The 24,836-nt window shown below is 55.9% G+C and carries 29 protein-coding genes; 13 read left to right on the top strand and 16 right to left on the bottom strand.

Annotation, left to right across the window (positions count from 1 at the left end):
* The first annotated feature begins 18 nt into the window (after positions 1 to 18).
* On the top strand, positions 19 to 942 hold the full coding sequence (gene ku, locus G7007_RS09415; RefSeq protein WP_181101122.1) for a non-homologous end joining protein Ku: 924 nt from the start codon (positions 19 to 21) through the stop codon (positions 940 to 942).
* A 385-nt stretch (positions 943 to 1,327) separates the two neighbouring features.
* Here the strand turns inward: ku and G7007_RS09410 are convergent, their stop codons facing one another.
* On the bottom strand, positions 1,328 to 1,822 hold the full coding sequence (locus G7007_RS09410) for a hypothetical protein (RefSeq protein ID WP_181101120.1): 495 nt from the start codon (positions 1,820 to 1,822) through the stop codon (positions 1,328 to 1,330).
* Positions 1,823 to 2,311: 489 nt separating this feature from the next.
* Between G7007_RS09410 and G7007_RS09405 the strand changes: the two genes are divergently transcribed.
* Together G7007_RS09405 and G7007_RS09400 are read left to right on the top strand one after the other, a co-directional pair.
* Positions 2,312 to 4,396, top strand: coding sequence for a colicin E3/pyocin S6 family cytotoxin (locus G7007_RS09405; RefSeq protein WP_181101118.1), 2,085 nt, complete (start codon positions 2,312 to 2,314; stop codon positions 4,394 to 4,396).
* Positions 4,397 to 4,405: 9 nt separating this feature from the next.
* On the top strand, positions 4,406 to 4,645 hold the full coding sequence (locus G7007_RS09400; protein WP_181101116.1) for a pyocin S6 family toxin immunity protein: 240 nt from the start codon (positions 4,406 to 4,408) through the stop codon (positions 4,643 to 4,645).
* A 232-nt stretch (positions 4,646 to 4,877) separates the two neighbouring features.
* Here G7007_RS09400 and G7007_RS09395 read toward each other — a convergent pair whose 3' ends face one another.
* Genes G7007_RS09395 through G7007_RS09380 form a run of 4 tightly spaced genes read right to left on the bottom strand, consistent with a single transcriptional unit; the run spans position 4,878 to position 8,218 of the window.
* The gene (locus tag G7007_RS09395) at positions 4,878 to 5,249 is read right to left on the bottom strand and encodes a termination factor Rho (RefSeq protein WP_181101114.1); all 372 of its coding nucleotides are present in this window, start codon (positions 5,247 to 5,249) and stop codon (positions 4,878 to 4,880) included.
* Positions 5,250 to 5,274: 25 nt separating this feature from the next.
* Entirely contained in the window at positions 5,275 to 6,234 is a 960-nt protein-coding gene (locus G7007_RS09390) for a lysylphosphatidylglycerol synthase domain-containing protein (protein ID WP_181101113.1), read from the bottom strand.
* Positions 6,234 to 7,436 carry a cardiolipin synthase ClsB gene (clsB, locus tag G7007_RS09385; RefSeq protein ID WP_181101111.1) on the bottom strand — a complete coding sequence of 401 codons (1,203 nt, stop codon included), beginning with the start codon at positions 7,434 to 7,436 and terminating at the stop codon, positions 6,234 to 6,236. The genes G7007_RS09390 and clsB overlap by 1 nt, the downstream gene beginning before the upstream one ends.
* The gene (locus tag G7007_RS09380; protein WP_181101109.1) at positions 7,433 to 8,218 is read right to left on the bottom strand and encodes an endonuclease/exonuclease/phosphatase family protein; all 786 of its coding nucleotides are present in this window, start codon (positions 8,216 to 8,218) and stop codon (positions 7,433 to 7,435) included. Before G7007_RS09380 ends, clsB begins: the two co-directional genes overlap by 4 nt.
* Before the next feature lie 280 nt (positions 8,219 to 8,498).
* Between G7007_RS09380 and G7007_RS09375 the strand changes: the two genes are divergently transcribed.
* Together G7007_RS09375 and G7007_RS09370 are read left to right on the top strand one after the other, a co-directional pair.
* Positions 8,499 to 8,645 (top strand): hypothetical protein, encoded by a 147-nt coding sequence (locus G7007_RS09375; RefSeq protein ID WP_181101107.1) that lies wholly within the window; start codon positions 8,499 to 8,501, stop codon positions 8,643 to 8,645.
* 139 nt (positions 8,646 to 8,784) lie between these two features.
* The gene (locus tag G7007_RS09370) at positions 8,785 to 9,336 is read left to right on the top strand and encodes an ATP-dependent Clp protease proteolytic subunit (RefSeq protein WP_181101106.1); all 552 of its coding nucleotides are present in this window, start codon (positions 8,785 to 8,787) and stop codon (positions 9,334 to 9,336) included.
* A gap of 81 nt (positions 9,337 to 9,417) precedes the next feature.
* Here G7007_RS09370 and G7007_RS09365 read toward each other — a convergent pair whose 3' ends face one another.
* A complete protein-coding gene (locus G7007_RS09365; RefSeq protein WP_181101104.1) occupies positions 9,418 to 9,816 on the bottom strand; it encodes an NUDIX hydrolase in 399 nt (132 codons plus the stop codon).
* A 308-nt stretch (positions 9,817 to 10,124) separates the two neighbouring features.
* On the opposite strand from G7007_RS09365, the gene G7007_RS09360 reads away from it, so the two are divergent.
* The 3 genes from G7007_RS09360 to G7007_RS09350 all read left to right on the top strand — a co-directional run bounded on the left by G7007_RS09360 (position 10,125) and on the right by G7007_RS09350 (position 12,324).
* The gene (locus tag G7007_RS09360; protein ID WP_181101102.1) at positions 10,125 to 11,330 is read left to right on the top strand and encodes a zinc-dependent alcohol dehydrogenase; all 1,206 of its coding nucleotides are present in this window, start codon (positions 10,125 to 10,127) and stop codon (positions 11,328 to 11,330) included.
* A 9-nt stretch (positions 11,331 to 11,339) separates the two neighbouring features.
* Complete coding sequence (locus G7007_RS09355; protein ID WP_181101100.1) at positions 11,340 to 11,879, top strand: hypothetical protein; 540 nt, start codon at positions 11,340 to 11,342, stop codon at positions 11,877 to 11,879.
* A 115-nt stretch (positions 11,880 to 11,994) separates the two neighbouring features.
* A complete protein-coding gene (locus G7007_RS09350; protein WP_258198527.1) occupies positions 11,995 to 12,324 on the top strand; it encodes a DUF6555 family protein in 330 nt (109 codons plus the stop codon).
* Positions 12,325 to 12,405: 81 nt separating this feature from the next.
* On the opposite strand, the gene G7007_RS09345 is transcribed toward G7007_RS09350, so the two are convergent.
* The gene (locus G7007_RS09345; RefSeq protein WP_181101098.1) at positions 12,406 to 12,576 is read right to left on the bottom strand and encodes a hypothetical protein; all 171 of its coding nucleotides are present in this window, start codon (positions 12,574 to 12,576) and stop codon (positions 12,406 to 12,408) included.
* Between the two features lie 494 nt (positions 12,577 to 13,070).
* Positions 13,071 to 13,538: a helix-turn-helix domain-containing protein gene (locus G7007_RS09340; protein ID WP_181101096.1), complete on the bottom strand. Its 468-nt coding sequence runs from the start codon at positions 13,536 to 13,538 to the stop codon at positions 13,071 to 13,073.
* A gap of 235 nt (positions 13,539 to 13,773) precedes the next feature.
* Here G7007_RS09340 and G7007_RS09335 point away from each other — a divergent pair, with 235 nt between their 5' ends.
* From G7007_RS09335 to G7007_RS09325, 3 genes are all read left to right on the top strand, one after another.
* The gene (locus tag G7007_RS09335) at positions 13,774 to 14,226 is read left to right on the top strand and encodes a hypothetical protein (RefSeq protein ID WP_181101094.1); all 453 of its coding nucleotides are present in this window, start codon (positions 13,774 to 13,776) and stop codon (positions 14,224 to 14,226) included.
* Positions 14,223 to 14,633: a DUF6957 family protein gene (locus tag G7007_RS09330; protein ID WP_181101093.1), complete on the top strand. Its 411-nt coding sequence runs from the start codon at positions 14,223 to 14,225 to the stop codon at positions 14,631 to 14,633. Before G7007_RS09335 ends, G7007_RS09330 begins: the two co-directional genes overlap by 4 nt.
* 73 nt (positions 14,634 to 14,706) lie before the next feature.
* The gene (locus G7007_RS09325; RefSeq protein ID WP_181101091.1) at positions 14,707 to 15,063 is read left to right on the top strand and encodes a hypothetical protein; all 357 of its coding nucleotides are present in this window, start codon (positions 14,707 to 14,709) and stop codon (positions 15,061 to 15,063) included.
* A gap of 273 nt (positions 15,064 to 15,336) precedes the next feature.
* On the opposite strand, the gene G7007_RS09320 is transcribed toward G7007_RS09325, so the two are convergent.
* The 6 genes from G7007_RS09320 to G7007_RS09295 form a co-directional block, all read right to left on the bottom strand.
* The gene (locus G7007_RS09320) at positions 15,337 to 15,768 is read right to left on the bottom strand and encodes a hypothetical protein (RefSeq protein ID WP_181101089.1); all 432 of its coding nucleotides are present in this window, start codon (positions 15,766 to 15,768) and stop codon (positions 15,337 to 15,339) included.
* A 782-nt stretch (positions 15,769 to 16,550) separates the two neighbouring features.
* Complete coding sequence (locus G7007_RS09315) at positions 16,551 to 17,549, bottom strand: hypothetical protein (protein WP_181101087.1); 999 nt, start codon at positions 17,547 to 17,549, stop codon at positions 16,551 to 16,553.
* 94 nt (positions 17,550 to 17,643) lie between these two features.
* Positions 17,644 to 18,684 carry a hypothetical protein gene (locus G7007_RS09310; protein WP_181101085.1) on the bottom strand — a complete coding sequence of 347 codons (1,041 nt, stop codon included), beginning with the start codon at positions 18,682 to 18,684 and terminating at the stop codon, positions 17,644 to 17,646.
* Positions 18,681 to 19,835 (bottom strand): caspase family protein, encoded by a 1,155-nt coding sequence (locus G7007_RS09305; protein ID WP_181101083.1) that lies wholly within the window; start codon positions 19,833 to 19,835, stop codon positions 18,681 to 18,683. Before G7007_RS09305 ends, G7007_RS09310 begins: the two co-directional genes overlap by 4 nt.
* Before the next feature lie 110 nt (positions 19,836 to 19,945).
* A complete protein-coding gene (locus G7007_RS09300) occupies positions 19,946 to 21,064 on the bottom strand; it encodes an XRE family transcriptional regulator (RefSeq protein WP_181101081.1) in 1,119 nt (372 codons plus the stop codon).
* On the bottom strand, positions 21,057 to 21,677 hold the full coding sequence (locus G7007_RS09295; protein ID WP_181101079.1) for a hypothetical protein: 621 nt from the start codon (positions 21,675 to 21,677) through the stop codon (positions 21,057 to 21,059). Before G7007_RS09295 ends, G7007_RS09300 begins: the two co-directional genes overlap by 8 nt.
* Before the next feature lie 151 nt (positions 21,678 to 21,828).
* Here G7007_RS09295 and G7007_RS22190 point away from each other — a divergent pair, with 151 nt between their 5' ends.
* On the top strand, positions 21,829 to 22,404 hold the full coding sequence (locus tag G7007_RS22190) for a HEPN-associated N-terminal domain-containing protein (RefSeq protein ID WP_308852290.1): 576 nt from the start codon (positions 21,829 to 21,831) through the stop codon (positions 22,402 to 22,404).
* Positions 22,405 to 22,413: 9 nt separating this feature from the next.
* Positions 22,414 to 23,124 (top strand): RES family NAD+ phosphorylase, encoded by a 711-nt coding sequence (locus G7007_RS22185; protein WP_258198526.1) that lies wholly within the window; start codon positions 22,414 to 22,416, stop codon positions 23,122 to 23,124.
* Positions 23,125 to 23,295: 171 nt separating this feature from the next.
* Here the strand turns inward: G7007_RS22185 and G7007_RS09285 are convergent, their stop codons facing one another.
* Together G7007_RS09285 and G7007_RS09280 are read right to left on the bottom strand one after the other, a co-directional pair.
* On the bottom strand, positions 23,296 to 24,405 hold the full coding sequence (locus G7007_RS09285) for a hypothetical protein (protein WP_258198525.1): 1,110 nt from the start codon (positions 24,403 to 24,405) through the stop codon (positions 23,296 to 23,298).
* A 224-nt stretch (positions 24,406 to 24,629) separates the two neighbouring features.
* Positions 24,630 to 24,836: IS30 family transposase (locus tag G7007_RS09280; RefSeq protein WP_181101077.1), on the bottom strand; the 207-nt coding region annotated here is incomplete at its 5' end.

Genomic DNA, 24,836 nt, shown 5'->3' with positions numbered 1-24,836 from the left:
TTCATCAGGAGCATCACGATGCCTCGAGCTATCTGGAAAGGCGCCATCAGCTTCGGCCTGGTGCACATCCCGGTTTCCCTGAACACGGCGGTCAGCAGCGAGCGAATCGATTTCGACTGGCTCGACAAGCGCACTATGGAGCCGGTCGGCTACAAACGGATCAACAAGGTCACCGGCAAGGAGATCGCCAGCGAGCACATCGTCAAGGGCGTCGAGCATGAGAAAGGCCGGTACGTGGTGATCAGCGAAGAGGAGATCCACGATGCGCGTCCCGAGGCGACCCAGACGATCGACATCTTCTCGTTCGTCGACGCCAGCGAGATCCCGCTGCAGCACTTCGACACCCCGTATTACCTGAGCCCCGACAAGCGCGGTGGCAAGGTGTATGCGCTGCTGCGCGAGACGCTGGCGGGCAGTGGCAAGGTGGCGTTGGCGACCGTGGTCCTGCACACCCGGCAGCACCTGGCCCTGCTGCGTCCGCTGGAAGACGCCCTGGTGTTGATCACCCTGCGCTGGCCCAACGAGGTACGGGGTCTGGAGGCCCTGGAGCTGGACAAGAGCGTGACCCAGGCCAAGCTCGACAAGCGTGAGCTGGACATGGCCAAGCGGCTGGTCAGCGACATGAGCGGCCATTGGCAGCCCGAGGACTATCACGACGCGTTTCGCGACACGATCATGGAGCTGGTGGAAGAGAAGGCCAGCAAGGGCAAGATCAGCGTGGTCGAGAAGGAGAGCGACGAGGAAGGGCGCAAGGGCGCCGATATCCTCGACCTGACCGAGCTGCTCAAGCGCAGTCTGGGGAGCAAGCGCGGCGCGGCCAAGGCCGCTGCGACGAAGCCGGCCGAGCCGAGGAAGACGACCCGGAAAACGGCGGCCGGCAAGGCGTCTGCCGAGAAGGAAAAAGAGAAGAAGCCGGCCAAGCGGACGCGTAAGGCGTCGTGAGGGGGGATGGTAGGACACTTCGAGCTTCAAGTAGATCGGGGATCTAGGGGCTGTCCTGGCGGCCCCTGGCGGGGCCGATCGCGGCACAGGGGCCGCTCCTACACCCGTAGCCCCACCGCGCGGTTGCAGGCTATCGCGGTCACCTGTGGGAGATCGGATCTAGGGGCTGTCCTGGCGACCCCTGGCGGGGGGCCGATCGCGGCACAGGGGCCGCTCACACCCGTAGTCCCACCGCAGGGTTGCAGGCTATCGCGGTCACCTGTGGGAGCGGCCCCAGTGCCGCGATTGGCCCCGCAGGGGCCATAAAACCAGCCAACCCCGTCTACCAGGCCATCACCGCCAGCCAAGGCAACCGAGCATCAACGCCATACGACCCAGCACAGGCTCAAGGCGCTGCCTGAGCACTGACCAACCCCGCAAGCGCCTGACGCAGCCCCACCAGATCGGTAAAGCGCTGCTCACGCGTCACCTGGCCATTCTTCAGCTCCAGCCATTGCACGCTGTCGCGGTCACCGGCATAGCGCTCGGCGACCTGGCCATCACGGTCCAGCAGGATACGGTAACGCGCCGAGCGCATGGTCGGCACCAGGACCGCCTGGGCCACACGCGGCAGTTTCTCGATATCGGCCACATAGGCCACGCCACGCTCGCTCAGATACCCGTCGGGCGTATGTTCGACGGCATTGTTGACCAGCCGTGCGCTGGACAGGCTGCGCGCGATCATCAGGACACGGGTGCCGTCGTCCAGGGTGAAGCCCTTGTCGAACTGGTCGTTCAGCGTCCAGCCAGTGGTCCGCACCTGGGCAATGGCCGGCAGGGCTTCCTGGGCGAGCAGGTGGGTACACGACAAACCGAGGATCATGAAAAGGCAGGCGCGCATGGCGGCAGGCTCTGTGGGGGGAGTGGTGCACACCCTAAAGGGGTAGGCGGCAGGCTGCAAGGGGGCGTGATAGGGCGTAGCGAATACCGTAGACGATACGGGAGATTAAGTGCATGCCGTTAAGGTAATTTTTTAAATTTCCTACGCATATAGCTTAACGTTCCTACAGCAATATAAGTGATGGCTTAGAACAGGTGGATGTAGAAAATTTTCGTCAGAGCACTGCTTCAGTTTTGCCGAACTTCGGCGTCACGATATTTACATCTTGATTGGATTTCCGTGTTGAGCGCTTGATCATGGCCGTATAACTTTCCGGCTCGCCGCTGTGGGTTTAAAACTGACCTGGAGGATTGATTTCATGCAGATGGAGTTGCGCCCATCATTGTGCGCCCGGAACCCGAACCTTTACCGTTCGATGCTGTTTCATTCGGTTACCTCTATAGTGAGCGTGACAGGCAAGGCAGGCAGCAACTCGCAACGTACAACCGCATGATGCAAGACATTTCAAATGAGCTGGCGCGTGTCAAAGCGTACTTGGACGCTTCTTATGAACCCTTGATCGCGGGTGCCCGTCAATCTGTTTTGGATACGCTGAGCCAGCTTGGCGTTCCAGAAGATACCTCGTCTCGTAGCGAGGCTGAGATTCTGGGTTACATCAGCACGGTCGAAACGCTGCTGGCTCAGGCGAGTCATGACCTCACTGTATCGTCATCGGACGCTACGGCCTTTTCAGGCAGTGACGTGCTTCAGCTCGAAGCGACCGATATAAAGGCAGCGACCCTGTCGCGTGTGCCTCGACACTGGAGAGCCTGGGATGCGTTTCCTGAAGCAGAGCAGAGCTTATACCAAAGGTCATACAATGCGGCCTTGCAAGCACGTGTCACGGGCGAAATGATCAAGGCCTTGGAAGAGCGCTTGGCTCGTCTGAAGGCCAGCTTGGAACGCGCGCAACGTCGTGACGCCATCGCCGCAAAAGCGACTGAGGTAGCGCGCCACACCAGCCAGCAGGTGACACAAAAAGCTGAAGCGCTGAAAGCACACCTCGCCATGTTGTCCTCTCAGACCTCGCTCCAGGTCCAATCTGCAAAGAACGCATTCCAAGAATCTGTCGAACGCCTTTATCAAGAAATCGAAGTCATCATCTCGCGGGTCAACAAGAGGATTGATCCGGCAGGTCTGGCTCAGCTCAATGAGACACTGAAAGCGCAGGCGGCCACGATCGTGGCTGACCTCACGAGCGTAGTGGATCGGCTGATGGTTGACGCCAGTGCGTTCATGGACGCTCAGCAACAGGCGATCACTCAAGCAGTGGATGGCACCCTTAATCGCCTGCACGCACAACTCGGCGAAGCCACTGCTCAGCTTCAAAATGGCCCAGCCTACGAAAACGCTGAAGCGATCGACCAGCACTTGCGGCAGGTTTCCGGGGGGCTGTCGAACGAGTTCGAGGCTCACTTGACTCAACCCTCCACGTCAGGCAGTACCAAATCGCAAGAAGTGCTTGCGACCGTCACTGCCGCCGTTGAAGCTGCACATGTCCAGCTTCAGGCATTGCCTGGCATCGCTCAAAGGTCCCTTGCTCAGCTACTCAATACCTATCGCTTTGCTGGCCGTGCGCCTGTTGGGCTTTCACTGCCTGGGCACGGTATCGTCCCGTTGGCGGAGACAGCCCTTTCGGCCTTGCGTCAAACGATCACGCAAGCGGCGGCCTCACTAGGGAAGGTCGCTACGTTAGGATCCGGCGGCGCTGTTACTACCGGTGTAGCTGCCCTGTTCTATTCCAGTTCGACCGCCAGTGAGGAGCAGGACAGACCACCTTCGCATTTTCGCTTTGGGTTGAGCATTGATGCCCGCGAGATCGGCTTTTCAGCGGATGCTGTCTTACCTGCTGCGACAGCTGCCGAAGGGAAGGTCGAGCTGCCGTACAGACTGATTTACGACAGTAAAGGCGATGGCCGGTATCACGTGCTGATGGTCAGGCCTGACGGTGAGCGCGTTTCCAAGAGCATACCCATACGCGAAGCAACGCTTGATTTGCAGGCAGGTCGCTACAGAGTAGACATAGCAATGCCAGGCTCAACAGGAGGGCTTCCTGTGACCCTCACTTGGACACCTGCGCGAACTCCAGCTACCTCTTCCCCTACGACTACTCCGATCGTTCCTCCACTTCGACCCAGCTACGCAGGTGGGGAGCTGGAACCGCTTGAGATTAATGTTGAAGCCTACCCTGGCATACTGCCTGATGGTCATGATCTGATTGTTACCTTCCCGGCAGAGGCCGGGCTTGATCCACTCTATATAGTGCTCAATGATCATCATTATTATCCGGCTCCTAACGATCTCATTGCTTTCCCTGATGCAAGGCGCGTCAGAGCTAAAAGCGGCGTGCAAGGGGGCGGCAAAACGCGCAGACGTTGGAAAGATAGCAAGGGACGCATTTATGAATGGGATAGCATGCATGGCAAGGTTGAAATCTACGACAAACAGGGCAAGCACGCGGGTGAGTTCGACCCTGTTTCAGGGCATCAAACCAAGCCTGCCAAGCCTGGTCGGAAAACGCCTAAATCCAAATAAGGACTTTCGATGAAAATTTCGTTAACTGGTTTTTTGCCGGACAATAATAGTGATGATTCTTTGAAATACGAAGAAATCATTCCTCGTCATAAGGAGGCTGATGTCATGAGCCTGTTAGGCTGGTTGTCATTAGCTGATGAGTGTGACGGAGAGTTGCTTTTAACTGCTGGACAAGCTGAAAAGATTTTCTCATTACTTGAGAAGTCGCAGCCTTCTGGGCTTGATTTTTTTGTAGGCGTAACCGAATGAGGGTGTCAGCAGTGATGGCCTGGATTACCAAATGTCAGAGCACGGAAGCCTTTTCAATGCATGACTGAACTGTTTTCGAAGTCGTCACGATTTAAGTAACTTGAGAGCAGGATCACTCCTGTGGGTTAATGAGCACCTGCAGAACTTGAAAACCTACAGAACTAGGGGCATGGACTCATTCACATTCAAAGTGAACAAGCCCATGCCCCAACTGCCTTGGGTGTCGTTTGCGTTATGACTTCAAAGCCGCCACCAACTCCGCCTTGCGCATCGTCGAGCGCCCCGCGATCTGCTGGGCACGCGCACGCTCGAGCAGCTCGGCCTTGGTCAGATCCTCCAGGTGTTCACCCGCACGAGGTTCGCCCTTGCGGGTCGCCGCCGCACGCTTGGCTGAATCGTGCTTGGCTTCGTCCTTGGCGTGCTGGCTGGTTTTCTGTCCGGAGCCGCCTTTGCGTTCACCACCGCCCGATTGCTTGTTGACCGTGGCCCAGGCACGTTTCTCGGCTTCGGCTTTGGACAGGCCCTTGTCCTCGTAACCTGCCTCTATGTGCTCGGCCTTGCGCTTCTGCTTGTCGGTGTACTTGGCTTTGCTACCTTGTGCCATGGGATGCACTCCTACGGGGTGGGGTTCAGGATTTGCTGACGGCTGAAGACGTGTGCTGGCGCATGTGCTTGGCGCGCTTTTCGAGCACCAGGTATGTGATCACGGCCACGATCAGCGGGATCAGGTAGTACAGCGTGCGATAGGCCAGCAGCGCGGCGACCAGGGTGCCTTGCCCGAGTTGACCGGCCAGCAGGGCCAGGAACACGGTTTCCAGCACGCCCAGGCCCGCCGGGATATGGGCGACCACCCCAGCGATGCAGCTGATCAGGAAGATGCCGAGGATCGAGGGATAAAACAGATGCTCAGGCAGCAGCCAGTAGATCAACAGCGCCATCAGCGCCCAGTTGGTCGCGCCCAGGGCGATCTGGCACGCGGCGAAGCGCAGTGAGGGCAGGGTGATCTCGTGCTCGCGAATGTGCCAGGTACGACGCTTGGCATAGCCGCAGGCCAGCAGGTAGGTCGCGGCGATGGCCAGCAGCGCGAAGCCGATGATCTGCAGGCCCGTCGCGCCTACCGCCCAGTTGTCCGGCAGCTTCACCAGGCGCAAGGCGAACACACTGCCGGCCAGCAGCATGTAGCCCATCCAGTTGGTCAGCAGGCCTAGGGTCAGGATCCGCGTGATGGTCGCGGTGTCCAGCCCCAGGCGTCCGTACAACCGATAGCGCAAGGCGACGCCACCTACCCAGGTGGTGAAGTTGAGGTTGAAGGCGTAGCACACGAAGGCCACCGGCAACACTTGGCGCACCGGCAGCGTATGCCCGGTATAGGCGCGCCCGAGCAGGTCGTAGCTGGCGAACACCAGGTAGCTGCACAGGGCGATCAGCAGGCCGATCGCCAGGGTGCTCGGTTCGTAGGCCAGGAGCGACTGCTTGACCTCGTTCCAGTCCAGGTTGCGCGCCAGGGAGAACAGCAGGGCAGGGATCAGGATCAGCAGCAGGACGGTGAACAGCCGCTTGCCCCAGGTCAGCCAGGTTTTAGAGACCATCAGACGTTGCCCTCCTGGCCGGTGATCTGCAGTTCGGCGTTCGGCTGCAGCGACTTGAGCTTCTGCCGGTGGGCAGGCAGCCACCCTGCGATGCGCGGAAAATAGCGTGTGGCGTGGAAGCAGGCGAAGATCAGCGGCGCCCGCCACCAGTAGCCCCGGATCATGCGTTCCAGGGTGATGGCCTTGCACTGCTTGCCGGCCAGTTCGCTGAGGTGCGTGTACAACTGGGCATTGAACGCACGATCACGCAGGATCAGGTTGGCCTCCAGGTTCATCGACAGGCTGAGCGGGTCCAGGTTGCTCGAGCCCACCGTGGACCAGTCGTCATCGACCAATGCCACCTTGCCGTGCAGCGGCCGCTCGCAGTACTCGTGAATGCGCACGCCTTCCTGCAGCAGGTAGTTGTACAGCAGCCGGGACAACGCACGGACCCAGCGCATGTCAGGCTGACCTTGGAGGATCAGCGTGACCTCCACACCGCGACGCGAGGCGTTGCGCAGCTCGCGCAGCAGACGGTAGCCCGGAAAGAAGTAGGCGTTGGCGATGACGATGCGTTGACGGGCCGTGCGCATCACCTCCAGGTATTCGCGCTCGATGTCAGTGGTATGGCGCTGGTTGTCGCGCTCGACCAGAAACGCCCGTACCTGACCGGTCGGTGTGGTGACGGGGGTGACCAGGCGCTTGGGCTTGAGCACAGGGGCCATCATGCGCCGGCTGCTGGCGTGCACCTGGGCCACCACCGGGCCAGTGACTTCCACCGCGTAGTCCTGCTTGGCCATGGGGCCGAAGTCGCCCAGGTGGTCGGCGCTGAAGTTGATACCGCCGACGAAGGCGCGCTCGCCATCGACCACCACGATCTTGCGGTGCAGGCGCCGGAATAGATTGGTGCGCATGCCGGCGACCCTGGGTTGTGGGTCGAAGACGTGGAAGTGCACGCCGGCGGCCGTCATGCCGGCGATGAAGCCATCGGGCAACTCGGCGGTGCCATACCCATCGACCACCACTTCCACACGCACGCCGCGCTGGGCGGCGGCGATCAGCACCGCGCGCAGCTCCTTGCCGACCTTGTCGTCGTAGATGATGAAGGTTTCGAAGAGGATCTCCTCGCGCGCCGCTGCCATGACCTCGAACACGCGAGGGTAGAACGCCTCGCCATTGATCAGCAGGTCGACATGATTGCCATCGGTCCAGGGTCGACTCACAGGTTGATCTCCGCAGCGAGAGGGGCGTGGTCCGAGAGGTGGGACCATGGGTATTTGGACAGCACCTGCGCCCCATGGGGCATGGCATTGCGCAGGTAGATGCGGTCGAGCCGCAGGAACGGCAGGCGGGCCGGGAAACTGCGTGCCGGTGCGCCGAACTTTTCGCCGAAGGCTTCCACCAGGTGCTGGGACAGCACGTCATCGGCCTTCAGTCGCCAGTCGTTGAAATCGCCGGCGATGATGACCGGTGCCGTGGGCGGCAACCGATCGAGCAGTTCAAGCAGCAACTGCACTTGTCGCTGCCGGTGGGCTTCGCGCAGGCCCAGGTGCACGCAGATGGCATGCACCTGGTCATGGCCCGGTACGTCGAGCCGGCAGTGCAGCAGGCCGCGCTCTTCGTTGCCCTTGATGGACACGTCGAGGTTGTCATGGGTGATGATGGGAAACTTGGACAGCAGCGCATTGCCATGGTCGCCGTGGGGATAGACCGCGTTACGCCCGTAGGCGAACTGCGGCCACATGCTGTCGGCCATGAACTCGTACTGCGAGGTCTCAGGCCAGGCAGCGTGCTGCAGGGCGTGCTGGCTGTGACTGCCGTGCACTTCCTGGAGGAACACCAGGTCGGCGCCCGTGGCGCGCATCGCTTCACGCAGTTCCGGCAGGATGAAACGCCGGTTGAAGGCGGTGAAGCCCTTGTGCACGTTGATCGTCAGCACGTTCAGGCGGTGGACCGCTGTGGCAGGGTCGACCTCAGGGGTGAGGATCGGCTGGGTCTTGATCACAGGCTCACTCCAGGCAGATCGGACAAGCGGCGCCTAGGCGCTTTTCGGCATGATGCCGTGTCAGCGGATGGGGCATCTCGGCCTCCCTCGAATCATTCGCAATACAGTGCCCGCAAAGCGCGGGTATTCATTGCTAACGACCTGTTTCGCCTGGGGCTGGTTCCTTTCAGCCCCCAGGCAGACGGTGAACCTGCGTTCCGGTTGAACTTTGCCTCCGTCGTCGATTCCACCAAGAAGACGCTCGCCCCCAGGCGGGTGCATGACCCTCAGGAGTACGGCCATGGCTGATCAACCGCTGATCGTCGATGAACACGAACTGGATGAACCCGAGCAGGCGCTGGGGCTGGATGCGGAAGAGGAGCCTGAGGTGCTGCCGGACGATCCGGACATCGAAGGGGCGACCGAAGACCAAGGTGGACCGCAGTAAGAGGCGGTCAGGCCGCTGCATGCCGAGCGATGGCTAGGGCGCCATCGCTCGAGCATTCTTTTTGAAACCGTGGCCCGGCAGGCATCCTGGAAAGTGACAGCTTCTGGATATTCGCCTGGCGCTACTGTTGGAGGACCTCATGGCACGTCACATCATCCACTACACTGGCCCGATCAACTCTTCGACCTGCGGCAACCTGATCAGCACCTGTTCACGGGCCATCGACAAGGGCGCCGATCTCTTGCAGCTCAATATCGCGACCATGGGCGGAGAGTGCAGCTACGGATTCACCTTGTACAACTACTTGCGGGCGCTGCCGATCGCCGTGCATACCCACAACCTGGGGACGGTCGAGTCGATGGGCAACATCCTGTTTCTCGCAGGCGAGCACCGCACGGCATGTCGTTACAGTAAGTTTCTATTCCATCCGTTTCACTGGACCTTACACGGCTCCGTCGATCACTCGCGCATGGCCGAATACGCCATGAGCCTGGACTACGACCTGCGCCTGTACGCCGAGATCGTGGCCGAGCGAACCGAGGGGGCGCACGAGCGTCTGGACGTGCCCCGTTACCTGATGGCCAGCCCACGGATCCTGGGGCCTGACGAAGCCCTGGGTAGCGGCATGATCCACGCGATCGATGAGTTGCCCATGGAGAAGGACACGTGTCAGTGGAGCGTGCATGCGTGATTGTGGTAGGACGGTTGGAGGCTGCAGCCTTGCCTCTTTTCGCCTTGCCTGATCACAGCTCAGCGAATTGTCGTACAAAGCCTAGCGAACGGAGGCCGCCATCGACTTGTCGCAGGCCAGCAGCGAACGAATCACTGCCCTGATTTCGGTCTTCACTTCAGGCGTACGGTCGAAGCGCTCGAAGCGACAGTCGGCGATCTCGTTCCTGGCAGTCGGGCAGGGCGCCCCGGCGAAGTCCGCCTCGAACACGTAATGCACCCGCCCCGGCGCCTCATAGCGCATCAGAAAGCGCAGGTCCTCGGCCAGCAGGCCGGTTTCTTCCAGCAATTCGCGCAGGGCCGCTTCCCGAGGCGTCTCGCCTGGCTCGATCTTGCCGCCTGGCAAGGTCCAGTCGGCATTGGCTTTACGCACCCACAGCCACTTGCTGCCCTGCTTGGCATGGCGGCAGATGACGGTAGCACGCGGCTTGGCAGGCTTCATGCGGATTCCGGTCCTGAATGGGTGGGAATGAAGGTAGGAGCAAGGTTCCGCCGCAAATGTTCCCTCGTTTTACAGTGCGCTGATCGGGAGCGGGCATGCCGACGCCACCAGGGACAGGAAAGGCCACGCGTCGTGCAAGGCCGCGCTGTCTCACCACTACCGTCTGTCAGTTTTCTCATGACCGATGGAGCTTTGGCACGCTCTTGCGGTTCCCAACTAGGCACGGCCCATGCCCGTGTCGACCTCTTGCCGTGTCGGATTCGCTATCAGGAGAGAGCGTCGTCAACGATACCGACGGAGATAACCGCATGCGCGCATTGACGTACCATGGCGCCAACGACGTTCGAGTCGACAACGTCCCAGACCCCACCATCCAGCAAGACGACGACATCGTCCTCAAGGTGACCGCGACCGCGATCTGCGGCTCGGACCTGCACCTGTATCACGGCAAGATTCCGCAAACCGAAAGCGGCGACATCCTGGGCCATGAGTTCATGGGCATCGTCGAAGACGTCGGCAGTGGCGTGACCGCGGTGAAGAAGGGCGATCGGGTGGTGATCCCGTTCGTGATCGCCTGTGGCAGCTGCTTCTTCTGCAACCACGACCTGTTCGCCGCATGCGAAACCACCAACACCGGGCGCGGTGCCATTCTCAACAAGAAGGCCATTCCACCGGGTGCAGCGTTGTTCGGGTATAGCCACCTCTACGGAGGCATCCCAGGCGGGCAGGCTGACTACGTCAGGGTACCCAAGGCCAACACCGGGCCGTTCAAGGTCCCAGGCACCCTGGCGGACGAGAAGGTCCTGTTCCTCTCGGACATCCTGCCGACGGCCTGGCAGGCGGTGGTCAACGCCCAGATCGGCCAAGGCTCGTCGGTGGCGATCTTCGGCGCAGGTCCGGTCGGCCTGTTGGCGGCCGAGTGCGCACGCATGCTGGGGGCCGAGCAGATCTTCATGGTCGATGATGTCGAGTATCGGCTGCGCTATGCGCAGCAGCAGTACGGCGTCATTCCGGTCAACTTCCACGAGATCGACGACCCCGCCGAGTACATCATCGAGCACACGGCCGGGCATCGCGGCGTGGACGCCGTCATCGACGCCGTCGGCTTCGAAGCCAAGGGCAGCACGACCGAGACCGTCCTGACCACGATGAAGCTGCAAGGCAGCAGCGGCAAGGCGCTGCGTCAATGCATGGCCGCCGTCCGCCGGGGCGGTGTGGTCAGCGTGCCAGGGGTGTATGCCGGGTTCATCCATGGCTTCCTGTTCGGCGACGCGTTCGACAAGGGCCTGACGTTCAAGATGGGCCAGACCCACGTGCAGCGTTACCTGCCCGAGCTGCTCGAGCACATCGAAGCCGGCCGACTGAACCCGGAAGCGATCATCACCCACACCGCCGCATTGGAAGACGCTGCCCGCTGCTACGAGATCTTCGACGAGAAGCAGGACTATTGCCGCAAGGTGGTACTCAAGCCCGGCATGGCTACCGGCACAGGCTTCGTAGAGGAGCACTCGTGAGTACCAATCATGCCTAGTCGTATCATCACATCGGTCAACAGTGACGACTTGAGCGCTGCGGAAGGAGGGCTGGTCTTCAGCTCTCCACGCGAGCGCCTGGAGTTCTATCGCCGCGAAATCCAGTACGAAACGACCATGCTGGCCAACCGAACCGACGGCTACCTGGCGGCGCAATCGTTCCTGGTCATCGCATTCGGCTCTTCGATGGCCAATGTCAACCCGTCCTGGGGCAACCTGTTCACCCTGTTCGTGCCACCGTTTCTGGCGCTTTTGGGCATCCTGAGCACGCTCAACGCGCTGCCGGGCCTCAAGACCAGCTACGGCATCATCGACCATTGGCATTTCAAGCAAAGCCAATTGTTGAGGAACGAACCCACCGTGGGGATGCCCTATGACGACTGGCCGCTGTTCAACGAGGCGGAATCGAGCCATCGCGGCTATCGAAAGTCGTTGCTGTTCTCCATGCGTACGCCCTGGATCTTCCTGGTGTTCTGGATCCTGCTCGGGGTGTTCTGCCTGGCCATCCAGCTGGTGCCGGCCGGTCAGTGACCCCCTCGGAAAGGACGCAAGGCCGCTTGATCATTTTGTCTGTTAATCTTTTGAATCTTCTCGGAAAACCCCGATCAATGACGGTGTCATCCATGGAGAAGAGGAGGGCCCAACGATGCCAACCCCACAGCTGTACATCATCGAATATCGCCTGCATGGGCACTCTCGCAACTTCATCATCCGGCTGGACCGGATGGACAATGCCGAAGCCTGGCACTGGGCAAGCTGCGATGCCGGCGTCGGCATCATCCCCAAGTTCGGTCGCGAAAAGATTCGCAAGGTCAGCCGACCCATGGCCGAGCGTTATGGGATCACCGACGTGCAATGGCGTGTCTCGGGGGGCGGCGCGCCTGTGGTGACCTCTACCGTCCCGGCACCGACCCAGGTGCCCGGGCCGAACACGGGGGAGTTGCCCTCGGGCTCCGAGAAGGCCGCTGCGGTCTGATCGGCGGACATGAAAACAGCCCGCTCCGGCGGGCTGTTTTTTGTCTGGCGTTCGGTGGGCGTGGCGTGAACGGGCAGGGTATCAGGCACCCGATTCCGGATCGCTGGCCGGTACGCCACGAGGTTCGTCGTCGGTCAGGTTGGGATCGGCATCCGGGTCGGGCGTCTGGCCGTCGTTGTCATCGATCTCGCGTTCCAGTTCCGGCCAGTCATTCTGGGCGTTACCGCCACCCATGTTCAGTGTGAGGGACATCGTGGACTCCTTGGGTGAAGCGTGGGGAGATAGGGACTTGGAGGCCCTTGAAACATTGGAGATGGACTGGAAGAAAGGGGTCGATCTATCGGAAGAGAGGCTGACGGGCGGTGACGCGTTGATGGGTAAAGGACAGATAGTCAGCAGTCGATTGAGTCGAGAGAAACAGACGTGAAGGGTGCGGCAAGAAGAATGGCTGACTAACAGAATCAGTAAATATTTAACTACACTAAATAACCAGGATTGGGCCCTACAGAAAATATACTAAGAGGAGAGCGGCATCCTGGCTCATTGCTGGAGGGGGCGATTCGTCCCACGTTTAAGTGATCCTCGTCAGCTGGCTGGCCGAATTCCTTTAATCAGTCAGCTGCTTAAGGGGTGGTAGAGGGAAGGTTGCATGCTGAAGAGCTGACGAGTGGCCAGGATGTCAGCTCATTGCCCGCAACTGGCTCCGCCCTCTGTGCCATCGCATCCAGATGATACCTCTTACGGTGCTAGCTTTTAGCTTCGCTGGCGCGGTGCCACAGGCGACGCAGCGTGCTTTCAGGTATCCCAAGTTCTCGCGCAGTTTCAGACTGCGAGTAGCCTCGCAACTTGAAATCCTGAACATCAGCAAGTTTCTTCTGGGCTTCCAGCACCCGTTTGGGTTTGAAGGGCTGAGTAACCGGCGGAAGCGGACTGTCTCCTATCCCCAGCAAATCCAGTTCATGCAATGAAGCCAGTAGTGCATCCCGTGCTGAAATGTTCTCGTTGTTCGCCATTACAAAGGCAAGCAGGGTAAGCGGCTCCACACCCAAGGCGTCGGCGAGCTTGGCAGTCGTGTCAACTGTGGCCGAGCTTTTAGCTAGCTCAAGACTACTGACGTTTGCTTGTGTGACAGATCCTGCGAGATCTTCTTGAGACATACCTTTGAGGGTGCGTAGAAGCCGCAGCACTGACGCATAAGATTGACGCAGCGACATTTCATGATTCCTGCAAAAGCAGACGGTATGCCGCGTTTGCTTGCCGCCGCACAAACAGATATATTTGTACCTGTGGCGGCTCGTCACTTCAGAGCCGTAATTTTCAAATATTGCCACAAGGTTAGGGATGAGATGGATGCTCGGAAGACAACAGTCTTGTAGGGCGGCGCCAAGGCAGGCGAACAACCCGAATTTTCAATGCATCGCCTCGGCGATCGCTTCACCGAGATGATCGATGTTCAGAACAGACGACAATGATTTGGCAGGCGTACCGGGTATGTTTGGCCATGGCCTCGCTCACTGGCATGCCATTAGCCGGATGCTCCGGAAGCACTGGTTCCACCTCACGGTGGTGATGGTCGGGGAGGGCAAGGGCCATGAGGGTGAGCTCATGGTCAATGACGAGCTGAAACTGCAGCAAGTCCTCCAATCCCAGGACGACGAGGTTTACGTCAAGGAAATCCGGGTCGTTACCCCTGCGAATATGAATGGCAGCGGAACATGGCAGATGGAGAAGGTTGCCAAATTAACGATCGGCGATGAACAGGATCGTGATGCCGTGTGTGTAATCACGGTTGAAGATGGGGCTGTCTATCACGATTCCTACCGTTCGAATCTAGATGTGACGTCGCTCACCAACATGCGGGTTTTGTACGACGCTCTCAACGCTGAGAGGAGCTTGCAATGAGTGATCCCAAGCTAGGCAGCTCTGCCGAGAGTGATCTCCTCACAGAGAATCATGTACCAGCCGCGGGCCTCGAGATTTCTGCTGAAGCTGCTCGTGCCTTGGTTGCTAAGCGCTTCCCACGCAGGTCGTACTGCATCGTCGAAGACTGGACGCTGTTTGAGCCTGACCTTACCGAGGATGAGCACGCCAAGGTGAAAGCCGCGGGCCTGGTGCCGCTGATTGTGTTTGCCCACTGTGTTGTTGATGACAGTGAGGGACGCTTCCCTCCAGGCGGTTGGGTGCGGTCGACGATGTGTACCTCTTTAGTGGATGATGTCTTCGCTTCTACCAGGAATACTGTCTACGTCTTGCTAGGGCCTGGCCGTCGTCAGAAAGCCAGTCTCAGCACCATCTTCTCTTTCTTCTAAGAACCGCGTCGCCGGCTTTCGAAGCTGATGCCCTCAGCGAGCTATCTGCCAGCGCTTCATGTAAGGACACTCAATGAGCACCTCCATCAATCTCGACTTTCAGAGCAAGCGTCATTCTGACTTCGATCTGCGGCGAATCGCCCGGGCTATGGAGCAGGGGTTCGCTGAACCTGTCACGGCCTATTTGACAGAAGCTTTCATCATGTCCGGTGTAGGCGGAGGCGTGGTGTTTGGGTTTGAAGGTGAGGATCCTGCAGGCCGTAATGCTGATGGTCGTGTTGTTCAGACTGCAAAGGTCGATCGAGTAGAGAAGGAAGGGCGGTTTTGGGTGCTGACCACGGTAGAGGGTAGCCGCTATGTGATGGCTGCGTTTCGTCGAGAAGGCGGTAGGAATTCCCTTCGAAATTTCCTGCAAATCGCCATGGCGTAATACCCTCGAGTCAGGCGAGATTCATGACGTTGACAGCCTCGTGCTAACACTTCAGCATCCTGAGGTATCGTCGGCGACAGCTGAGAGTTAGATCCGGGGATTTCTGGGCGTGCCGCATCCGCGGACGGCTGTCGTAGACCGAGCCACCTTCGGCGGCTCGGCCCTACGGGCTTCCATCCTCACGCTCTTCGGCCGTTTGGCCTGCGCGCTCCGCTTGCGTAGGAATGTCGAGCGCGCTAGACGAGCGTTTTTTGAGGCCTCTCAATCTCTGGCTCAATCTATCTCTAAAACATAACGGCAGTGGCCACAGATCCTATCGTCATCATCCCCGTCTTCTTCATCCAACGTGGTGCCGCACTGTCTGCATTCTGGCGCTTTAGGGCCATCCCCACAGATGGCGCATTTCTCTTCTTCGACGACGTATGAGTTGTGCAAGCAGCGGTCACAGACCTCCAATGGATCCTCACCACCCTGAGTAGCGGCAATGTAGAGGTCGGCGAAGTAGCGCCCTGTGATCATCGAGTCCACTACATCCATAAAGGATGAGCTGGCATCGCATCGGGTGCAATGGGAAGACACAGTCGATAGGGAGTTGAGGTCTCCCGTCGCTTTCACCAGCTTTGCTCTGCAGTGTGGGCAGCTCAGATGTTCTATTGCGCCGGAAAGGATGCCTGTTGGCCAACTGACGCGTGCCAGTGTTTTCATGCAGATTTTTCGTTCTCGTTCGTAGAACGCTTCGTGCTCTGTCAGGAAGCACCATACTTCTGGGCCTAGCAGGCTAATAGGGCTTACCTCAAGATACCGAGGTACAAACTGCTGGATGAGGTAAAAGCAGTTTGCAACGGTTTCTAGGAGCACAGCCGTAGGGCGAGTAGTGTGGTAGTGCTCAACCTCATTCCTAGTTTGGGTGAGGGTTTCGAGCAAACTCCACTCTACGTCACCCACACTCAAGCCATTAAGGCGAGAAATTACCGAAGCGACGTTCAAGGTTTTGGTTCCGCTTCCGACCGACAAGGTTTCGCCGCCTGGGCCTACTGTGGGGGTCACTCTATCTTTGAGCAGCGCTTCTTTGGAGCCGGGTGGGCTTAGGGCCTGTAGCTTCACTTTGAAAAGTAGTAACAAGGTTACGGATCGAGGAGAAGGCACGAGCCTCATCCTCAGCAGCAGTCTTGAAGTCCTCTACCCCCAGTCGAAACGAGTTCACAACGTTTTGTAGCATCGTCATCCGCATCACCTTTTGAGCAAAAAGCCGGCACGTGTTGATCGTTGAAAGGCTATCGAAGCAGCTACTATCTGGAGGCATAGGATCCATCGTTTGCGGTTTGCGGTTTGCGTTTATATAGGCAGTAATCCAGATGCTAATTCTTAAACAAATCAAATTGATTCAGAAAAACTTACTGGCATATACATTTTTTATTTGCGCGAGATGATGCCTTTGTAGTTCGAATTTCAGGTGGCTTGTTTCTATTTGGTACTTGTTGCATGCGTTAGCTTAAGTCTAACTTCAAGCCTATATCGCTTGTTCCGTATTGGGCTGTAAAATCGAAGCGCGACTGCCAGCTAGGGTTTGACCATTTCGCATTGTAATCGCTCGCAACATTGAAAAGAAGGTGTGTGCCACTGCCTGATCTGTTCTTTAAAATAGTTGCTATGGCCTCATCATCTGGATGTCTGTGGCGACTTCCGTCTGTAGATATTAACCAGTTGCTACAGTCGATGGCAGTTAACAATCTGTCATTAATGTTGCCGCGGCTGCAGTGATGCGGGGTTTTGAATGCATCCAATCTTACAGCAGTAGTTTCCGGGGAAAACTGCATTAATCCTTCAGCTATATCATTGGGAAACGCATCCCCTGCGAGGAGAATCGATTTGCCATCATATTCCAGAAGTAAAACTATACTGCTACCATTTGCCGGCCTCGTGTCTCGCTTTGGTCGCTGCTTGGAAAGTAGTCGTAGCGAATTTATATCTGTTAAGCTTAGTTCTTGCTTGCCTCCCAACGCCTCTAAATCGGAAGGTGGGCTTTTCTGTTCCTTTCTTTCAAGGGCTTTGCGTACTTCTATATCCCATTGAGGCTTTAATTCTTTTAGACGGTTAAGTGTCGGGCCTAGAACAGTGATTCGCATTCCTCCTTGCAACTCTGTCGTCTTAAGGGGGGCATTTGCTTCGCGACATATTGCAGCGCCATTAAACGAGAGATTCCAGGGCTGAGATTGAAGCCACTTGCTAAGCCTATCACCTTGAACCCCACCCAATGATTCAAAGCATCCCTTGCTGCTTTGGGGGGTAAGATGGTGATATCCGTTGAACCAATAGTCTTTAAAAACTACCCCTGGAGGTAAATCTTGATCTATGCAGCAACTCAGGATACCTCCGATATGATCCACATCGATGTGAGTTATGACAGCGGCTTCAAAGATTTTCTGATGTTCTGGCAGATTGGCGAGCATATCCCATATATATCTACCGGTTTCTTCAGTGCCCATGTCCACAAGCATCTGGTATGGGTTGTCTCTATCCCCCCATCGCACCCAGATTGCATCTCCTTCCCGCGCCGGCAGCATTTGGATTGTGAGCACTTCAAATTCTCTTTGTGATAGTTGTTAAATACATTGAATCCCACTTCACTAAAGGGGCTATTTGCGCCATTCGACTCAACGCATCATTTCTTTCCTTGTTGGCGGTTGCGTCAGGCCAGTATCTCAATAAGTCTAGCAATAGCGAAAAAGTTTCAGTCAAAAGGATGCGATCTTTGCTCGCTTCGCAGGCTAACTGGAGGGCATCTGCGGACTTGTCATTCGCGGCAAAGTGTAATGCTAATATGACTTTGCAATCTGGTAGCCAGCTGTGACTTTGCTCAAGTCTTTTGAGAAGATTCTGCTCCCAGCTATTGATTTTACCTGTCTTGTATAATATTAGCGCTGCGAGGAGTGCTCCTGTTGGATCTATGAAAGTATCGATTAGTGTCTCCAATGCATTACTTGCCACAGTGGCAGCTTTAGTAATCTGTCCACTTTTTAGCATGCTTTCCAATCCGAATGCGATGGATCGAGATTGCGAGATATTGACAGCAATAGGGGAATAGGAAGGGCTAGAACTTCTACCTACGTGACAGGTGACAGAGTAGACGTGACCTTCACTGATTGGGAGGCTTACTTGAATTCTATTGTCATCCTGGACACATGTCAGCACCGAAACATGATGCATCGATGCTTTGTGCTGAATTATCCAATACTTATCAGTTGGATATATGCTGAAATCTGAGCCTGTATCAATTACCTTGATATTTTGGCTGTCACTTTGCTCAAGCCTTGAAACACTTCTGAACTCTTGATCATCTCCAGGAGCGGAGGGCTGAGGGTCAAATTCAGGCTCGAAGGTTACCTCTGCAACATAATTTGGTAATATCTCAATGACCTTAGCTGCTCGCTTACCATCCCCAAGAAACGCGCTGATTTCATACAATCCAAAAGGTAAACAGAATTCTCGCTCGGTTGTTGCTTTTTTTACTAGAATAAGTTCGCTATCCCTGATGTCAATCTCTGTGTTTCGTCCGCCATAATTGAATTTTGACTTAACCTTAATTTTAAGGTTTGGTTCTTGTGAAATCGTAGTGCTCATAGCGGTAGCTCCCTCAAGCGGCTTGGGGGCGTAAGATTGAGGTGGTCTGAATCCTTTTCGCTAGTAGATAGAGTTGTAACCTCTATCTTGTACAAGCCGGCAGGAACCCTCGTGTTGAGAGGCCACTCGCAGTGATTGTCAAAAAGAATCCTATCCAATTGGGATATCTTCGCCATATAGTCGAATGCAGGCAGTCCGCTTTTAACCTGGACGGTCAGGTCAACCGCAGGTGCGGAAACGCACTCATGAAATATTTCGTCATTAAACACCCCTGTGCATTCAGTCAGCTGGCTTTCATCACGTTCATCTGCCAGTAGTTTGACAGTTCTTCTCAAAAACATTTGCAGCCCGCTGGTTGTTACCAACCATGGAGATGCTCGCTCTCCTTCAGAGGATGCCGCATGGCCTTCAGCAAGCGCGAGCATCAATGCTTCGCAGAATAGTGTTAGCTGTCCGATTCTAGCAAATGCTTGCTCTCCAGTGGATGCTGCTAAAAACAAAGGCGAGCATGGAACCGCGCCTATGATTTTTTTGTCATGTTTCAGCACGCCAGCTAGCTTCTCAAATTCACTAGCTTCTGGTGGCCGTTGTCTGCAGATATCTACAAACCAGAACTGAGATTTAGCATTGTCGTCGTAAGTCATGCTTTCATGCATAGCTCTCATGTCGACTGCTCCGCGATAACGTTCATGCTCGTGATCGGGATCAGCAAAATCGTTTAGTAGAAGCACCGCCCCGGTAGTGGTAAATTGTATTCCATGGCCTGCTACGTAAACAATTGCGACATTATCGGGGTGGCTTGCTGCGGCAATTCGAAATTGACTGAAGGCCTGGCCGACATTTTTTCTGTTAGGTATTGAACCGCTTCCTAATAAATGCTTTAGGTTTTCCGGAACTTCATCTTCACTGACGGGCGCAAGGAGCACTCGTAAACTTTTTAATGGCGCATCTTTTCGGCGATAGCCATCCATTAACCAGTTTGCAAAGCAAGAAGCTGACCTTGCAGGAGCGGTAAGTTGTCCGAGGCCAGATTCCTGGCCCTGTTCACTTGTCACACCTTTAGTGCCCACAAGATGTTCGTATGCGCTTATGCCGATGACTAGAGCATGGGTGCCGGGAGAATCCGTGCTGTCGTCTAGAACTGCTATCATGCGATGACTCACTCCATGAAAGAGCTTGGCGCTTGTGCCCAATGCTCAAATGCTTTTAAGCCACTTCTTCTTCAATGGGCATTAAAATCGTGGAACTGATGTAATCTTTGCTAAACCTGATCATGGTTGAAATCGACAAGCCGCAGCGGCGAGGCTGGCACCGTTAACATGAATTTTGTTTTAACCATCTCGCTTGTCAGTCCAGCGCAGGCAAGCACTCGATTCCAAGTTGTAAAGTCTAGAAGGTCAATCGCCCGCTGAACGAGGAGGGGAGCCTCCATTGGAATCAGTTCATCGAATTCTTCGTGCTTGGTAAAACCTTTCCGAGCGAGGTACGTGAATCCGCTTTTCGCCTGATCTGCGGTCAGCAGATTCAAAGTACGAGCACGGTAAATCAAGGCCTTGAAACTAACCTTCCAGCGGAGCTTGAGATCCTTTAATGCCGGCCAATTCAGATACTTGCCTTTCATTGCAGGGAACTCTGCAGCGAAGCTAGCCCTTGGCATCAGCAAGGCGCTGGCGAACTGATTAGCTTGCTCCTCAGTGGCATGACAGCCTGTCTCGATGCCTTGGTGCATCACTAGATGACCTAGCTCGTGAGCGAGGTCGAAGCGTTGCCTCCCTGGGTTGACCTTCGAAGTGTTTCGAACAATGAGAGGTCGCTTGTTGAACAACGAGAATGCATCGATTCGATCATCCGCCTCTGCCAGGTTCACTACGAGTACGCCTATCTTTTCTGCGAGCTTGGTTACGCTCGATAAGGGGCCCAAGCCTATCCCTTGTTCTCGTCTGAATTGCTCGGCTACCTGCTCGATTTTCCCTGCGCCGGAAACCGGATCCTCGATCGCGTGGAAGTTTACTACGGGGAACGCTACCTCTTTATCCAATTCATCAACCAGCAACTCAAACATCTCTACCTGAGCCGCGATGGTTTTTTTGAGGGTCTGGGTCGACGTACGCACGCTTCGAAAGTGGCACTGCTCAAGCTCCACGCCACTCTTGCGGGGGGCGAAGAAGAAACCTTCCTGCACCTTCAGGATTTCACACAGCCGACGTAATTGGCTCTGGTTAGGAATTGAGTTGATTTCCAGCTTATGAGCGTACTGCCGGGTCACATCCAAAAGCTCACCGATTTCTGCGAGAGATCGCCCCGCCGCGCACCTGGCGAGACGGAGCTTGTCGGGTGAAAACTCATCACCTAGAGGCAGGAGGCCTGTTGTGTCATTCATCTTTCAATTCAGCGTCTTTTCTTTCTCTCTGCCCAGCGCCCTTGTCGCGACGAACTGGCAGAGAATCATCAAATTCAACAACAGGAGAGAGTTCAGTGGTGCGGACAGAAACCAGAAGTTCGTAATTGTGTGTCCACTTGCTGATGACATTGTGGTTGGTATCGAAGCCCAAGACAGAGACGGTCAGCGTTGGGCCATCTGGGTTCCTATCGCTGTCGACATACAATCGCCAGGTAACGTTCCCGTCAGTGGCTGGCCCAAGCAAACTGTCGTGGTAGAGCTCAACGACGTTCTTCTCCACGCGATATCCTTTCTTGCGTGTGTCCGGATCATCCGTCACCACCTGCATCAAAACCCCATCAATGCTGATCGTGTAATCCAGCGTGTTGTTGACGAGCTTGAACCAAGGGAGGTCACCGTCACGATGCAATCGCTTAAAGCGACCATGGATGCGGCCGTAAGGAAAAACCCCCTTCGTCCAGTTGGTGTCATCTTCAGTTGATGTAGCCTCGAGTGCTTTGTAGGCAGCATCCAAGAGGTTGTTGCAGACGACGTCGAGTTGGGCGCGGCTGAGCTTTGGCTCAAGCTCGCTTGGATGCTGATATTCAAGCATGCATTTCTCCGAAAAGCGTGCAAATAATCTATAGTGTCAACCGTGATTTTTGTGCATAATTCTGAGAATGTCAACCTTCAGTTAAGCATGCGCTGGTTTATCGGAGGTGGTGCGATAGGGCGCTGCGCACCGAGCTAAATCGCTAGCTGTGATGCGATCCACGAAGGTGATTCGTTTCTACTGCGGTGCCTGGGGGCCTAGGGAGGTCAGTGGTATGGGCGGGATTAAGAGGCTGATGGAAGAGGAAATGGAGCGCGGCTACTCGCTCGTTGACGATACATATGTTTGCGCACGCTGCATTGAGGATGAGTGCCTCCAAACGATCGTTAGGAGCAACTGGTCGATAGGGATATGCAGCTACTGCAATAAGACCTGCAGAGTTGCCGACATGAACCATGTCATTGAGCACGTGTACAAAAGTATTTTGCTCGAGTGGGGTGATGCCGCGAATGAGGGGCTCGCGTACGAAACCCGTGAGGGCGGATGGCAAGGAAATGTGTGTAACGCCTGGGAACTCATGTACAACCATGGCCCGGATTGCCCAGAAGAGGTATTGGATACAATTGCCGGCGCCATTCATGACATACCGTGGTGCGAGACAGATCCTTATTCATTGCCAATAGACCGGACGCTGGTGTATGGCTGGCAGAGCTTCAGTCGATTCATCATTCACACGGCGCGTTTCGTTTTCTACAAAGCGGTCAACACATCCTATGCTGCTGACTAGCACGACGAGATGAACCCTGTCGACATTCTCGAAGCGATAGGAAGCGTGGCTAAGAAGCTGCAGCTGATCAGCACGGTGCCGGCTGGCCTACCTATCTTCCGAGTTCGTATAGTTGAACCCGAAGTCGATCTTCGTCGTGCCAGTGATCTTGGGCCGCCGCCCGCCGAGTATGCAAATATGCCGAACAGGATGAGTCCTGTCGGAATACCCATGTTCCATGGCGCGTTCGATCTCGCCACCGCTGTACGTGAGACCTTTGACTTTTCGGAAAAATCGGCAAAGAAAGCTGCTACTGGTGTGTTTTCGGCCGTCAGGGATCTACGTGTTGTTGACCTGTCTGAATCCTTCTTCGTACCAAGCCTATTTGATCCGGAGTTGCAGAGCCTGAGAGCGTATTACCGCTTCATGAGAGACTTCATTGAGGACTTCATGAAGCCTATCGAACGAAGCGATCGTGCCCATGCTGAGTATGTTCCCACCCAGGTCGTCACCGAGTACTTTCGACACGTTTACCGCACCGACGATGATCATCAAATTGATGGGATCATCTACCCAAGCTCCAAGACTGGAGCCAAGGCGATCGTCATTTTTGCAGATGCCTCAGGATGTATCGACGCAGAAGATCCACCCGATGATCGCGTGCTTCTGCAGCTGAACAGGGCATTCGACGTTGACCTGTCCGGCTTCGCCGTGACCCATGATGACGATGAGATTTTCTGATAATCTGTACTCGCCCCGGTTTTCCAAGGCGGGTGTACAGCGGCTTGGGCAGATTCCATATGTCCTAGTCCATCTCTAGCTGGTATCTACAGCTGCCGCATATTAGGTCTGAGGCAGACGCGCTGGCCTCGTCCTCATTAACCGTTGAGCCGCATTGTTTGCTAGCGATAGTCAAGCCTGGGATGTTTCGAAGCTCATTCGAGGGTAAATTCCAGTCTCGATCGCGACCTCGAGGATCTGATCAAAGGCCGAAATCAACTCCGCCTCAGATGTGCAGTGCCGAGTCATTCGCTCAAACTCTGGATAGTCAAAGAAAACTACAGGCAACCTAAGTTTTTTCATGGTTTTGATGGCCAGATCGCTGTAGGCATCAAACTTGCCGGGAAAAAGTTCCTTCACGATGACCACGCCTATCAAAGGACGGGCAGACAGATCAATGTCGAGTTTATCTTTTTCCGCGAGCTTGAGCTCCAGGCTTGTGGTTCGTCGGATGCACGACACTGCGCCCCCGAGCTGTGAAAGCCCCCCTTTAAGCTGACTTACTGACTTACTCTGCTTACGCGCGAGAGATGTCCTCAGCGTTTGGTCAGTGTTAGGACTGTCTTTCGCTTGGATGAGCAAGGTGTAATGGGCTCCAGCCACCGCGATGTCGACCAGCTCCTCGTTGTCCGTCACCTTTGTAGGGGAGTGGACTATCCGGCTAGGCGCATAAACGCGCTGCAAGAGCATGACGATATCTAACTCTTGTTGTGACCCTGGCTCGGGTCGGCGCAACGTGGTGCACGAGAAACCTCGTGATCCTAGATAGCGATGGTCGTCTTCTCGCAAATTGTAATGAGCGAGCTCGCGCGGGCACAGGATGTCGTTCAGCTTCACTGTGAATGCTTTCAGATCATCGCACTCAGTGCGCTGAGCGAACCAACGTTCCGCGCATTCCATCAGGTGACTACCTTCGCTACGTGCAGCTTTGACACATGCTTGTAAAGCCTTTCGGAAGTCAGTCAACTCAGCATCGGCTTTGCAGGCAAAGACTTCACGATTCTGCTCGTCAAAAAAGCAAACGTTGAATGCATCCGGCAAGCGCTCCAGGTCTTGAGGTAAGCGCTCGCTTACGATTAGAGGGGAGAGGATGGTGAGGGGGTTATCAGGGTCGTCAAAGAATGCCGTTATCACCGCCAGGCAGCTCTTACCGCCAATCTGCACCGGCGCCAGGTAGAATTTGAACTCACCATTAACCTTGGCCGTGAGGATCGTTTCTTTCGATGCTTTGATGATCAGCACCGTGCTGTCCAACCTCGATATATCGCAGTGCAGGATTCCTAGCCCCCCTGAAAGCATCGCAACCCAATCGACGATTTCGGGTCTCATAATGGTAAGGTACACATTGCCTCCAAGCGTATGAATGTTTCCTGACTGAATAAGTGCTTTACTCTAGGGGTCACAGAGTACCAGAGACGCAGGACGCTCAGGATCGACACGGCGGCCTCAGGTTCCAAGTGCAACAGTCAGTTGATAATGTTGAGCCGATTGGTTGCCAGCAGTTGCAGATGATCCGTCAACACTTCAACAGGGAATTTCCAGCCCAATGTCTGACGAGGTCGGGTGTTGAGCAAGTCGGCAATCTCGTCCAGCCGCTCCTGGCTAACCAGCGACAAATCGGTGCCCTTGGGTAAGTACTGCCGGAGCAGGCCGTTCGTGTTCTCGTTGCTGCC

Source organism: Pseudomonas entomophila (assembly GCF_013523125.1).
Classification (GTDB): Bacteria; Pseudomonadota; Gammaproteobacteria; order Pseudomonadales; family Pseudomonadaceae; genus Aquipseudomonas; species Aquipseudomonas entomophila_B.
Note: the sequence above shows the minus strand (reverse complement) of the source record. Positions and strands in the feature narration are given on the sequence as shown.

Coding starts and splice junctions, on each gene's coding strand:
- G7007_RS09340 (WP_181101096.1), bottom strand. CDS start 13,538: ATGTCGCTGCGTCAATCTTATGCGTCAGTGCTGCGGCTTCTACGCACC.
- G7007_RS09390 (WP_181101113.1), bottom strand. CDS start 6,234: ATGGTCTCTAAAACCTGGCTGACCTGGGGCAAGCGGCTGTTCACCGTC.
- G7007_RS09325 (WP_181101091.1), top strand. CDS start 14,707: ATGAGCACCTCCATCAATCTCGACTTTCAGAGCAAGCGTCATTCTGAC.
- G7007_RS09345 (WP_181101098.1), bottom strand. CDS start 12,576: ATGTCCCTCACACTGAACATGGGTGGCGGTAACGCCCAGAATGACTGG.
- G7007_RS22185 (WP_258198526.1), top strand. CDS start 22,414: ATGAACCCTGTCGACATTCTCGAAGCGATAGGAAGCGTGGCTAAGAAG.
- G7007_RS09315 (WP_181101087.1), bottom strand. CDS start 17,549: ATGGGCACTGAAGAAACCGGTAGATATATATGGGATATGCTCGCCAAT.
- G7007_RS09335 (WP_181101094.1), top strand. CDS start 13,774: ATGTTCAGAACAGACGACAATGATTTGGCAGGCGTACCGGGTATGTTT.
- ku (WP_181101122.1), top strand. CDS start 19: ATGCCTCGAGCTATCTGGAAAGGCGCCATCAGCTTCGGCCTGGTGCAC.
- G7007_RS09310 (WP_181101085.1), bottom strand. CDS start 18,684: ATGAGCACTACGATTTCACAAGAACCAAACCTTAAAATTAAGGTTAAG.
- G7007_RS22190 (WP_308852290.1), top strand. CDS start 21,829: ATGCGATCCACGAAGGTGATTCGTTTCTACTGCGGTGCCTGGGGGCCT.
- G7007_RS09295 (WP_181101079.1), bottom strand. CDS start 21,677: ATGCTTGAATATCAGCATCCAAGCGAGCTTGAGCCAAAGCTCAGCCGC.
- G7007_RS09410 (WP_181101120.1), bottom strand. CDS start 1,822: ATGCGCGCCTGCCTTTTCATGATCCTCGGTTTGTCGTGTACCCACCTG.
- G7007_RS09320 (WP_181101089.1), bottom strand. CDS start 15,768: ATGAAAACACTGGCACGCGTCAGTTGGCCAACAGGCATCCTTTCCGGC.
- G7007_RS09365 (WP_181101104.1), bottom strand. CDS start 9,816: ATGAAGCCTGCCAAGCCGCGTGCTACCGTCATCTGCCGCCATGCCAAG.
- G7007_RS09300 (WP_181101081.1), bottom strand. CDS start 21,064: ATGAATGACACAACAGGCCTCCTGCCTCTAGGTGATGAGTTTTCACCC.
- G7007_RS09355 (WP_181101100.1), top strand. CDS start 11,340: ATGCCTAGTCGTATCATCACATCGGTCAACAGTGACGACTTGAGCGCT.
- G7007_RS09370 (WP_181101106.1), top strand. CDS start 8,785: ATGGCACGTCACATCATCCACTACACTGGCCCGATCAACTCTTCGACC.
- G7007_RS09405 (WP_181101118.1), top strand. CDS start 2,312: ATGATGCAAGACATTTCAAATGAGCTGGCGCGTGTCAAAGCGTACTTG.
- G7007_RS09375 (WP_181101107.1), top strand. CDS start 8,499: ATGGCTGATCAACCGCTGATCGTCGATGAACACGAACTGGATGAACCC.
- G7007_RS09305 (WP_181101083.1), bottom strand. CDS start 19,835: ATGATAGCAGTTCTAGACGACAGCACGGATTCTCCCGGCACCCATGCT.
- G7007_RS09395 (WP_181101114.1), bottom strand. CDS start 5,249: ATGGCACAAGGTAGCAAAGCCAAGTACACCGACAAGCAGAAGCGCAAG.
- G7007_RS09330 (WP_181101093.1), top strand. CDS start 14,223: ATGAGTGATCCCAAGCTAGGCAGCTCTGCCGAGAGTGATCTCCTCACA.
- G7007_RS09350 (WP_258198527.1), top strand. CDS start 11,995: ATGCCAACCCCACAGCTGTACATCATCGAATATCGCCTGCATGGGCAC.
- G7007_RS09360 (WP_181101102.1), top strand. CDS start 10,125: ATGCGCGCATTGACGTACCATGGCGCCAACGACGTTCGAGTCGACAAC.
- G7007_RS09400 (WP_181101116.1), top strand. CDS start 4,406: ATGAAAATTTCGTTAACTGGTTTTTTGCCGGACAATAATAGTGATGAT.